Source organism: Escherichia sp. Marseille-Q3837 (assembly GCF_916618735.1).
GTDB classification, from domain to species: Bacteria; Pseudomonadota; Gammaproteobacteria; order Enterobacterales; family Enterobacteriaceae; genus Escherichia; species Escherichia ruysiae.
In genome coordinates this window covers 1,859,101-1,870,126 of record NZ_CAKAKC010000001.1, presented here as the reverse complement: position 1 = coordinate 1,870,126, position 11,026 = coordinate 1,859,101, and the positions used below count along the sequence as shown (strand labels likewise).

At 49.6% G+C, this 11,026-nt stretch carries 10 protein-coding genes; 6 read left to right on the top strand and 4 right to left on the bottom strand.

Annotated features, from left to right (window positions below; genetic code table 11):
• Positions 1–204: 204 nt before the first annotated feature.
• Genes xanQ through ghxQ form a run of 3 tightly spaced genes read left to right on the top strand, consistent with a single transcriptional unit; the run spans position 205 to position 4,332 of the window.
• On the top strand, positions 205–1,605 hold the full coding sequence (gene xanQ, locus LG381_RS08765) for a xanthine/proton symporter XanQ (protein WP_001280173.1): 1,401 nt from the start codon (positions 205–207) through the stop codon (positions 1,603–1,605).
• 17 nt (positions 1,606–1,622) lie between these two features.
• Positions 1,623–2,939: a guanine deaminase gene (guaD, locus tag LG381_RS08760; protein ID WP_010347969.1), complete on the top strand. Its 1,317-nt coding sequence runs from the start codon at positions 1,623–1,625 to the stop codon at positions 2,937–2,939.
• 25 nt (positions 2,940–2,964) lie between these two features.
• A complete protein-coding gene (gene ghxQ / locus LG381_RS08755; protein ID WP_000012141.1) occupies positions 2,965–4,332 on the top strand; it encodes a guanine/hypoxanthine transporter GhxQ in 1,368 nt (455 codons plus the stop codon).
• 35 nt (positions 4,333–4,367) lie between these two features.
• Here the strand turns inward: ghxQ and LG381_RS08750 are convergent, their stop codons facing one another.
• Together LG381_RS08750 and ygfT are read right to left on the bottom strand one after the other, a co-directional pair.
• Positions 4,368–4,856 (bottom strand): 4Fe-4S dicluster domain-containing protein, encoded by a 489-nt coding sequence (locus LG381_RS08750; protein WP_225762291.1) that lies wholly within the window; start codon positions 4,854–4,856, stop codon positions 4,368–4,370.
• Positions 4,853–6,775 (bottom strand): formate-dependent uric acid utilization protein YgfT, encoded by a 1,923-nt coding sequence (gene ygfT, locus LG381_RS08745; RefSeq protein WP_225762290.1) that lies wholly within the window; start codon positions 6,773–6,775, stop codon positions 4,853–4,855. The genes LG381_RS08750 and ygfT overlap by 4 nt, the downstream gene beginning before the upstream one ends.
• Before the next feature lie 434 nt (positions 6,776–7,209).
• On the opposite strand from ygfT, the gene uacT reads away from it, so the two are divergent.
• Positions 7,210–8,658 carry a urate/proton symporter UacT gene (gene uacT / locus LG381_RS08740; RefSeq protein ID WP_010347966.1) on the top strand — a complete coding sequence of 483 codons (1,449 nt, stop codon included), beginning with the start codon at positions 7,210–7,212 and terminating at the stop codon, positions 8,656–8,658.
• A gap of 1 nt (position 8,659) precedes the next feature.
• Positions 8,660–8,785 (top strand): protein YqfG, encoded by a 126-nt coding sequence (yqfG, locus tag LG381_RS08735; RefSeq protein ID WP_016159664.1) that lies wholly within the window; start codon positions 8,660–8,662, stop codon positions 8,783–8,785.
• Here yqfG and LG381_RS08730 read toward each other — a convergent pair.
• Positions 8,782–8,853, bottom strand: coding sequence for a hypothetical protein (locus tag LG381_RS08730; RefSeq protein WP_123056740.1), 72 nt, complete (start codon positions 8,851–8,853; stop codon positions 8,782–8,784). The two genes, yqfG and LG381_RS08730, sit on opposite strands and share 4 nt — an antisense overlap.
• Before the next feature lie 54 nt (positions 8,854–8,907).
• On the opposite strand from LG381_RS08730, the gene idi reads away from it, so the two are divergent.
• Complete coding sequence (idi, locus tag LG381_RS08725; protein ID WP_001192779.1) at positions 8,908–9,456, top strand: isopentenyl-diphosphate Delta-isomerase; 549 nt, start codon at positions 8,908–8,910, stop codon at positions 9,454–9,456.
• A gap of 43 nt (positions 9,457–9,499) precedes the next feature.
• Here idi and lysS read toward each other — a convergent pair whose 3' ends face one another.
• Entirely contained in the window at positions 9,500–11,017 is a 1,518-nt protein-coding gene (gene lysS, locus LG381_RS08720; RefSeq protein ID WP_000003093.1) for a lysine--tRNA ligase, read from the bottom strand.
• Positions 11,018–11,026 lie beyond the last annotated feature (9 nt).

Here is an 11,026-nt window from a genome sequence, read left to right as displayed (position 1 = left end):
ATTCACGCCGCATCCGGCATGAACAAAGCGCGATTTATCAACAATCTGTTACCGCTTCGGCGGCCTGTTTCTCTGTTTGAACGATGACTAAATAGTAACTGCGAAAATGAGATAAGCCGTTCTCAAGGCGTCCTGCGCCCCAAATTCGTGGGTATTTATTTTACTGATTCAGATGATCAAATTTACTTTAAAAGGAGTGAAGGGATGTCTGATATAAACCATGCAGGTTCCGACCTTATATTTGAACTGGAGGATCGCCCTCCCTTTCATCAGGCTATTGTTGGCGCAATTACCCATCTGTTGGCAATTTTCGTTCCGATGGTGACTCCCGCATTAATTGTGGGTGCGGCCTTACAACTTTCCGCAGAAACGACCGCCTATCTGGTTTCAATGGCGATGATCGCCTCCGGTATTGGAACATGGTTACAGGTAAACCGTTATGGCATCGTAGGTTCCGGTTTACTCTCCATTCAGTCAGTCAATTTTTCATTTGTTACCGTCATGATTGCGCTGGGCAGCAGCATGAAAAGCGACGGTTTCCACGAAGAATTAATCATGTCGTCGCTGCTTGGCGTTTCCTTCGTTGGCGCATTTCTGGTTGTCGGTTCTTCTTTTATCCTGCCTTATCTACGTCGGGTTATCACCCCCACCGTCAGCGGCATTGTGGTGCTGATGATCGGCTTAAGCCTGATTAAAGTCGGCATTATCGATTTTGGCGGTGGATTTGCAGCCAAAAGCAGCGGTACGTTCGGCAATTACGAACATCTCGGCGTTGGTTTATTGGTTTTGATTGTGGTGATCGGCTTTAACTGCTGCCGTAGTCCGTTGCTACGCATGGGCGGGATCGCCATTGGACTTTGCGTCGGCTATATCGCGTCGTTATGCCTTGGCATGGTGGATTTCAGCAGTATGCGCAACCTGCCGTTAATCACTATCCCACATCCGTTCAAATACGGGTTTAGTTTCAGCTTCCATCAGTTCCTGGTGGTCGGCACGATTTATCTACTTAGCGTGCTGGAGGCAGTAGGCGATATCACCGCCACGGCAATGGTTTCCCGCCGTCCTATTCAGGGAGACGAATATCAGTCACGGCTGAAAGGTGGCGTGCTGGCAGATGGTCTGGTCTCTGTTATCGCCTCCGCAGTCGGTTCATTACCATTAACCACCTTTGCGCAAAATAACGGTGTTATTCAGATGACCGGCGTCGCCTCACGTTATATCGGGCGAACCATCGCGGTTATGTTGGTTATCCTCGGGTTATTTCCGATGATCGGCGGCTTCTTCACCACTATCCCCTCGGCAGTTCTGGGGGGGGCAATGACGTTAATGTTTTCCATGATTGCCATTGCCGGTATCCGCATCATTATCACCAATGGCTTAAAACGCCGTGAAACACTTATCGTCGCCACCTCATTAGGTTTAGGTCTTGGTGTTTCCTACGATCCCGAAATTTTTAAAATATTGCCTGCCTCTATTTATGTATTAGTTGAAAACCCTATTTGTGCAGGCGGGTTAACTGCGATTTTATTAAATATTATTCTCCCTGGTGGCTACCGACAGGAAAACGTTCTGCCTGGTATTACCTCAGCGGAAGAGATGGATTAAAAGTAAAGGAGTCAATGATGTCAGGAGAACACACGTTAAAAGCAGTACGAGGCAGTTTTATTGATGTCACCCGTACAGTCGATAACCCGGAAGAAATCGCCTCCGCACTGCGTTTTATTGAGGATGGTTTACTACTCATTAAACAAGGGAAAGTGGAATGGTTTGGCAAATGGGAAGACGGAAAGCATCAAATTCCTGACACTATTCGCGTCCGTGATTATCGCGGCAAACTGATAGTTCCGGGCTTTGTCGATACACATATCCATTATCCGCAAAGTGAAATGGTCGGTGCCTACGGTGAGCAGTTGCTGGAATGGTTGAATAAACACACATTCCCCACAGAGCGTCGTTATGAGGATTTAGAATACGCCCGCGAAATGTCGGCGTTTTTCATCAAGCAGTTATTGCGCAACGGCACAACTACGGCGCTGGTGTTTGGGACTGTTCATCCGCAATCCGTTGATGCGCTGTTTGAAGCCGCCAGTCATATCAATATGCGTATGATTGCCGGCAAGGTGATGATGGATCGCAATGCGCCGGATTATCTGCTTGATACCGCAGAAAGCAGTTATCACCAAAGCAAAGAACTGATCGAACGCTGGCACAAAAATGGACGTCTGTTGTACGCCATTACACCGCGCTTCGCACCGACTTCATCTCCCGAACAGATGGCAATGGCGCAACGCCTGAAAGAAGAGTTTCCCGATACGTGGATACATACCCATCTGTGTGAAAACAAAGATGAAATTGCCTGGGTGAAAGAACTTTATCCTGAACATGATGGTTATCTGGATGTTTATCACCAGTATGGCCTGACCGGTAAAAACTGCGTCTTTGCTCACTGCGTCCATCTGGAAGAAAAAGAGTGGGATCGTCTCAGCGAAACTAAATCCAGCATCGCGTTTTGTCCAACCTCCAACCTTTATCTCGGTAGCGGCTTATTCAACTTGAAAAAAGCATGGAATAAGAAAGTCAAAGTCGGCATGGGGACTGACATTGGTGCCGGAACCACCTTCAACATGCTGCAAACACTGAACGAAGCCTACAAAGTGTTGCAGTTACAGGGCTATCGTCTCTCAGCATATGAAGCGTTTTACCTTGCCACGCTCGGTGGCGCGAAATCTCTGGGACTTGACGATCTGATCGGCAATTTTATACCAGGCAAAGAGGCTGATTTCGTGGTGATGGAGCCTACCGCCACGCCACTGCAGCAATTGCGCTATGACAACTCTGTTTCTTTAGTCGACAAATTGTTCGTGATGATGACGTTGGGCGATGACCGTTCTATCTATCGCACCTACGTTGATGGTCGTCTGGTGTACGAACGTAACTAATAATAAACCTCGTGAGGACATCATTATGTCTGGAGACATCCTACAAACACCGGACGCACCAAAGCCACAGGGCGCGCTGGATAATTATTTTAAAATTACCGCTCGTGGCAGCAGCGTTCGCCAGGAGGTACTGGCGGGTCTGACCACATTCCTCGCTATGGTTTACTCCGTTATCGTAGTGCCGGGAATGCTGGGTAAAGCAGGTTTTCCTCCCGCAGCGGTCTTCGTTGCCACCTGTCTGGTCGCTGGCTTCGGCTCTCTGCTGATGGGGTTATGGGCTAACCTGCCAATGGCGATTGGTTGCGCCATTTCCTTGACAGCATTTACCGCATTCAGCCTGGTACTCGGGCAACAAATTAGCGTTCCGGTAGCACTAGGGGCGGTCTTTCTGATGGGTCTGATATTTACAGCTATCTCCGTAACTGGCGTGCGAACCTGGATCTTACGCAATTTACCAATGGGTATTGCGCACGGTACAGGTATCGGTATTGGTCTGTTCCTGCTACTGATTGCCGCTAACGGCGTTGGTATGGTTATCAAAAACCCGATTGAAGGCTTACCCGTCGCGCTTGGTGCGTTTACCTCTTTCCCGGTGCTGATGAGCTTGCTGGGATTAGCGGTGATTTTCGGCCTGGAGAAGTGCCGCGTACCTGGTGGGATCTTGCTGGTGATTATCGCCATCTCGATCATCGGCTTAATCTTTGATCCGGCAGTCAAATATCATGGTCTGGTAGCAATGCCAAGTCTGACTGGCGAAGATGGTAAGTCTCTGATTTTCAGCCTCGATATTATGGGCGCACTTCAACCAACTGTACTTCCGAGTGTACTGGCATTAGTGATGACCGCAGTGTTCGACGCCACCGGCACCATCCGTGCAGTAGCCGGACAGGCGAATCTGCTGGATAAAGACAACCAGATCATCAACGGCGGTAAAGCCCTGACCAGTGACTCGGTTAGTTCAATATTCTCCGGTTTAGTGGGTGCAGCACCTGCGGCGGTATATATCGAATCAGCAGCCGGAACTGCCGCCGGGGGCAAAACCGGTTTAACCGCAACGGTAGTTGGCGCGTTATTCCTGCTGATTCTGTTCTTATCTCCGCTGTCGTTTCTGATCCCTGGTTATGCCACTGCCCCTGCACTGATGTACGTGGGTTTGCTGATGTTAAGTAATGTCTCGAAGCTCGACTTCAATGACTTTATTGATGCGATGGCAGGCCTGGTATGTGCGGTTTTCATCGTTCTGACCTGTAATATCGTCACCGGTATTATGCTGGGCTTTGTGACACTGGTCGTAGGCCGCGTCTTTGCACGCGAATGGCAAAAGCTGAATATTGGTACGGTTATCATTACCGCCGCACTGGTCGCATTTTACGCAGGTGGTTGGGCAATCTAATAGACTCTCCGCGCCTTTCAGCGCGGAGATTTCTTTCAGAGAGAATTCTCACCGCTGGCAGCAAGACGCTGCTGGCGGACTTGCCTGAGTTCTCTCTCAGTCATCAACTGCAACGCCTGCGTTGGGCAGGACTCAACGCACGCAGGTTCCTCTTGCCGCTGTTCGCAAAGATCACATTTCACGATGAGTTGACGAGTATGACCGGGCAACGACTGAACAGTGATCATCCCAAACGGGCACGCACTGACGCAACTCTGACAGCCAATACAACGGGCAGAATTGGCCTGCACCACCTGCTCGCCTATCGTCAGAGCCCCCACAGGGCAAGCGCCAACACAAGGGGCGTTTTCGCATTGATGGCACATCACCGGCGCACTAATGTTGTTCAGACGCTGCACTTTTAAACGTGGGAGAAAGAAACTAGCATTCAACTCCTGTTCTAACGGATGGGCGACCACGCAAGCCACTTCGCAAGTACGACAACCAATGCAGTCAGTTGAATTAACGATAATTAACGATTTCATCGCGATGCCTTCGTATTAAACATGGCTAACATATCGTGTGCTGCCTGTCTTCCTGCGGCCATTGCAGTGACGACCAGATCCGCGCCATGAACAGCATCACCACCAGCAAAGACTTTTCTCAGATGCGTCTGGGTGGGTAAATACCCGACGTCGCCGGTTTGAATCAGCCCCCATTTATCGAGCTTAACGCCACTGCCCTGCAACCACGGCATGGCATGTGCCTGGAACCCAAAGGCCATAATCAGCACATCGGCGGGCAGTTCAAACTCAGATCCCGCCACCGGACGTGGACGACGGCGACCATCAGGTCCCGGCTCACCCATTGCGGTACGAATCAAACCCACCGCTTTTAAGCGCCCGTCATCATCAAGAGCGATATATTGCGGCTGAACATTGAACTGAAACTCAACGCCTTCCTCTCGCGCATTAACCACCTCTTTTCGCGAGCCGGGCATACTGACTTCATCACGCCGATAAGCACAGGTCACGCTGGTGGCATTCAGGCGAATGGATGTGCGCAGGCAATCCATTGTTGTATCGCCGCCCCCCAATACGACAACTCGCTTACCTTCTACATCCGTCAGCGGATACTCTGCAGACTCTGGCAGCCCCATCAACTGGCGGGTATGGGCGATCAGGAACGGTAGCGCCTGAATGACACCGGGCGCATCTTCATGCGGCAGATCCGCTCGCATCATCCCGTAAGTCCCCACGCCGAGGAAAACGGCATCATATTCCGCCGTTAATTCGTTGAAAGAGATATCACGGCCAATTTCACAGTTGAGATGAAAGTCGATCCCCATCGCGGTGAATATCTCCCGCCGCTGGCTTAACACCGCTTTATCGAGCTTGAAAGGAGGAATACCAAAGGTCGACATGCCGCCAATTTCTGGATGGCGATCAAAGACATCAACATGAACGCCAGCGCGCGCCAGAATATCGGCACACCCCAGCCCTGCTGGCCCTGCGCCAATCACCGCCACTCTTTCCATACGCGGAACGACCAGGCTGACATCGGGACGCCAGCCCATCGCCAGCGCGGTATCGGTGATGTAGCGTTCCAGATTACCGATAGAGACTGCGCCAGAGTGATCTTTCAAAGTACATGCGCCTTCACAAAGACGGTCCTGCGGGCATACCCTGCCGCAGATTTCGGGTAAGGAGCTGGTCTGGTGGCAGAGTTCTGCCGCTTCAATAATCTTCCCTTCCTGTACCAGATGGATGTAATCCGGAATGGCGTTATGCAGCGGGCAATGCCAGTTGCAGTTGGCTTTTTCGGCACAATAAACACAGCGGTCACTCTCATAAGTCGCTTGTTGCGGATCCAGTCCACAATAGATTTCGCCAAAGTGGGTTTTCCGCTCACTCGCTGAAATTTTATCTGCACCTTTACGCGGGTTAACGGGGAGCAACGCTGCACGGCGAGATGACTGAGCATCTGATGACACCTTTCCTTCTGCCGTTTTGCGCTGGCGGGTCATCTTTATCTGCTGTAACCCTTTATCATCCATCAGGCGTAATGCCTGCGTTGGGCAGACCTCAATACAGGCTTGAACGCCGGAACTGCGCTGGTTACAAAGGTCGCATTTCTGCGCAATAGAACCGACCATCTCGATTACGCCAAAGGGGCAAGCGATTGCGCATCTTTTACAACCAATACACTTTTGCTCGTCCAGTTGTACGCTATCAGGCTGGAAAGTCAGAGCATTTACCGGGCAAACCGTAACGCAGGGGGCATTATTGCAATGATGACAGGCCACCGGATTCGCGTGCAGGCCTTTCCCAACAACGTGAATACGGGGTTTAAAGTCACTGTGGCTCTGCGGCCAGTTTTCTTGGTTGTGTGCCGCCGCACAGGCAATTTCACAGGCATGACAGCCTATACATTCCGCAGCTTCAGCAGCGATAAACTTATTCATTTGCATCCCTTTCATTTGATGAGTTATGTCTTCTCAAATGTCGCAATGCAATAAACGGGCATATATTATAAAACGTGTCCGCTTTAATGATATTTTGCGACTGAGGTCAAATTATTACCCCTCAATCTGTGCCGCTTTCATTAATTAAACATCGTTGCTGAAAACAGAGTAATCCAACTCAAAAACATTAAATGCGAGAGTGCGATATGCCAGAATGATTAAAGACATATCAATATGAGAAAATTAAAGATAATTCCATTATCTGATTCTTTTCTCATTTTCTCGGTTTAACCACGATTATGTGATTGCCTCCGCAATTCCTGTCTCTAACTTCCCTTCCTCGTTAAAACTGGCATCCCACGAGCATGTAATTAAACAGTTTTATTAACGTAAACGGTTGCTTTTAACTCTGGCGAGCGAAAGGAGAATGACTGATGAGCGCCATAGATTCCCAACTTCCCTCATCTTCAGGGCAAGACCGCCCCACCGATGAGGTTGACCGCATATTATCACCAGGAAAGTTGATCATACTCGGTCTGCAACACGTACTTGTGATGTATGCAGGTGCAGTCGCTGTTCCACTGATGATTGGTGACAGACTCGGCCTTACCAAAGAGGCGATCGCGATGCTTATTAGCTCCGACCTCTTTTGCTGCGGTATCGTCACACTTTTGCAATGCATTGGCATCGGTCGTTTTATGGGGATTCGCCTGCCCGTTATTATGTCGGTGACCTTTGCTGCTGTAACGCCAATGATAGCTATCGGGATGAACCCGGATATCGGGCTGCTGGGGATTTTTGGCGCAACCATCGCAGCAGGATTTATCACCACATTATTAGCGCCGCTTATTGGTCGCTTAATGCCTTTGTTCCCACCGCTGGTTACCGGTGTGGTTATTACCTCTATCGGGCTGAGTATTATTCAGGTGGGCATTGATTGGGCTGCGGGAGGTAAAGGAAATCCGCAATATGGTAATCCCGTTTATTTAGGAATCTCCTTCGCAGTCTTAATTTTCATCTTGCTTATTACTCGCTATGCAAAAGGATTTATGTCCAATGTCGCCGTATTACTGGGGATTGTATTTGGCTTTTTACTTTCGTGGATGATGAATGAAGTCAATTTATCCGGGCTGCATGATGCTTCGTGGTTTGCGATTGTTACGCCGATGTCGTTTGGTATGCCGATTTTCGACCCCGTTTCTATTTTGACCATGACCGCAGTACTCATCATCGTATTTATTGAGTCGATGGGGATGTTCCTGGCACTGGGTGAAATAGTCGGTCGTAAGCTCTCTTCGCACGACATTATTCGCGGGCTGCGCGTGGATGGCGTAGGAACCATGATCGGCGGAACGTTTAACAGTTTTCCGCATACATCTTTTTCACAAAACGTCGGTCTGGTCAGCGTGACGCGCGTTCATAGCCGCTGGGTGTGTATTTCTTCGGGGATTATTTTAATTCTGTTCGGCATGGTGCCCAAAATGGCGGTGCTGGTGGCTTCCATTCCGCAATTTGTGCTGGGCGGCGCGGGGCTGGTGATGTTCGGCATGGTGCTGGCTACAGGGATTCGGATTCTGTCGCGCTGTAACTACACCACCAACCGTTACAACCTCTATATTGTGGCAATCAGTCTCGGCGTTGGCATGACTCCAACGCTTTCTCACGATTTTTTTTCTAAATTACCGGCCGTACTGCAACCGTTGCTGCATAGCGGCATTATGCTCGCAACCCTTAGCGCCGTTGTGCTGAACGTCTTCTTTAATGGCTATCAGCATCATGCTGACCTGGTAAAGGAATCCGTCTCTGATAAAGATCTAAAAGTCAGGACAGTACGTATGTGGCTTCTGATGCGCAAGCTGAAGAAAAATGAGCATGGAGAATAATATGAATCTTTTAATGCGCGCTATATTCAGTCTGTTATTACTCTTAATGATCTCCATTCCTGTCATTTCTGACTGCGTTGCAATGGCTATTGAAAGCCGCTTCAAATATATGATGTTGCTTTTTTAAATGGTCTTTCTCTGTCGGCATCCGCTCAAAACGGGCGGTTGTCGATAAACGCTCACTTGGTTAATCATTTAACACTTCTGTTATCTATAATGACGAGTGATTAGAATTACATGTGAGAAATTATGCAAACGGAACACGTCATTTTACTGAATGCACAGGGAGTCCCTTCGGGTACACTGGAAAAATATGCTGCACACACGGCAAATACCCCCTTACATCTCGCGTTCTCCAGTTGGCTGTTTAATGCCAAAGGGCAATTATTAGTTACCCGCCGCGCACTGAGCAAAAAAGCATGGCCGGGTGTGTGGACAAACTCGGTTTGTGGGCATCCACAATTGGGAGAAAGCAACGAAGACGCGGTGATCCGCCGTTGCCGCTTTGAACTGGGTGTGGAAATAACATCACCAGAACCGGTCTATCCTGACTTTCACTACCGCGTCACCGATCCGAGTGGCATTGTCGAAAATGAAGTGTGCCCGGTATTTGCCGCACGCGTGATCAGCGAGTTACAGCCCAACAATGATGAAGTGATGGATTATCAATGGTGTGATTTAGCAGATGTATTACGCGGTATTGATGCCACTCCGTGGGCATTCAGCCCGTGGATGGTGATGCAGGCAGCCAATAGCGAAGCCAGAAAACAATTGTCTGCATTTACACAGCTTAAATAAAAAACCCCGACGGTTGCCGGGGTTATGTGCTTACGCGTAATACTTATTTTACCGGACGCATCGCCGGGAACAGAATAACGTCGCGGATAGTATGGCTGTTGGTGAAAAGCATAACCATACGGTCGATACCAATTCCCAGACCTGCTGTCGGCGGCAGACCATGTTCCAGTGCAGTAACGTAATCTTCATCGTAGAACATTGCTTCATCGTCGCCTGCGTCTTTCGCCGCAACCTGATCCAGGAAACGCTGCGCCTGATCTTCTGCATCGTTCAGTTCGCTAAAGCCGTTACCAATCTCACGACCGCCAATAAAGAATTCAAAGCGATCGGTGATTTCCGGGTTGACGTCGTTACGACGCGCCAGCGGAGAAACTTCAGCCGGGTATTCAGTAATGAAGGTCGGCTGAATCAGATTCGCTTCTGCCACTTCGTCAAAGATCTCGGTCACAATACGACCCAGCCCCCAGCTCTTCTCAACGTGAATGCCGAGAGATTCAGCAATCGCTTTCGCAGAGTCAAAGTTATCCAGGTCTGCCATGTCGGTTTCCGGGCGATATTTCTTAATCGCTTCACGCATGGTCAGTTTTTCGAACGGCTTACCGAAGTCCAGTACCACATCACCGTAGGTTACTTCAGTCTTACCGAGAATATCCTGAGCCAGAGTGCGGAACAGCGATTCGGTCAGTTCGATCAGATCTTTGTAATCCGCGTAAGCCATATAGAGTTCCATCATGGTGAACTCTGGGTTATGGCGCACGGAGATACCTTCGTTACGGAAGTTACGGTTGATTTCGAACACGCGTTCAAAACCGCCAACCACCAGACGCTTGAGGTACAGTTCCGGCGCAATACGCAGGTACATGTCGAGATCCAGCGCGTTGTGATGGGTAATAAACGGACGTGCTGCCGCACCGCCCGGGATCACCTGCATCATCGGGGTTTCAACTTCCATAAAGCCGCGATTCACCATGAACTGGCGAATGCCAGAGAGGATCTGTGAACGCACTTTAAAGGTGTTGCGGGAATCATCGTTAGAGATGAGATCCAGATAACGCTGACGATAACGCGCTTCCTGATCTTGCAAGCCGTGGAATTTGTCTGGCAGCGGGCGCAGTGCTTTGGTCAGCAGACGCAGCTCGGTGCAGTGGATAGACAGCTCGCCGGTTTTGGTTTTAAACAGCTTACCTTTTGCGCCGATAATATCGCCAAGATCCCATTTCTTAAATTGATCGTTATAAACGCCTTCCGGCAGATCATCACGAGCTACATACAGCTGAATGCGACCACCGACGTCCTGCAGGGTAACGAAAGAGGCTTTACCCATAATTCGGCGAGTCATCATGCGACCAGCTACAGCAACTTCGATGTTCAACTCTTCCAGCTCTTCGTTCTCTTTACCGTCGAAGTCTGTATGCAGTTGGTCAGAAGTATGGTCGCGACGAAAATCATTCGGAAAGGCAATCCCCTGCTCGCGCAGGTTCGCCAGCTTTTCGCGACGAGTTTTCAGTTCATTGTTAAGATCGGTTACCGCGTCAGTGCCTTGTACGTGTTGTTCAGACATGTTGGTTCC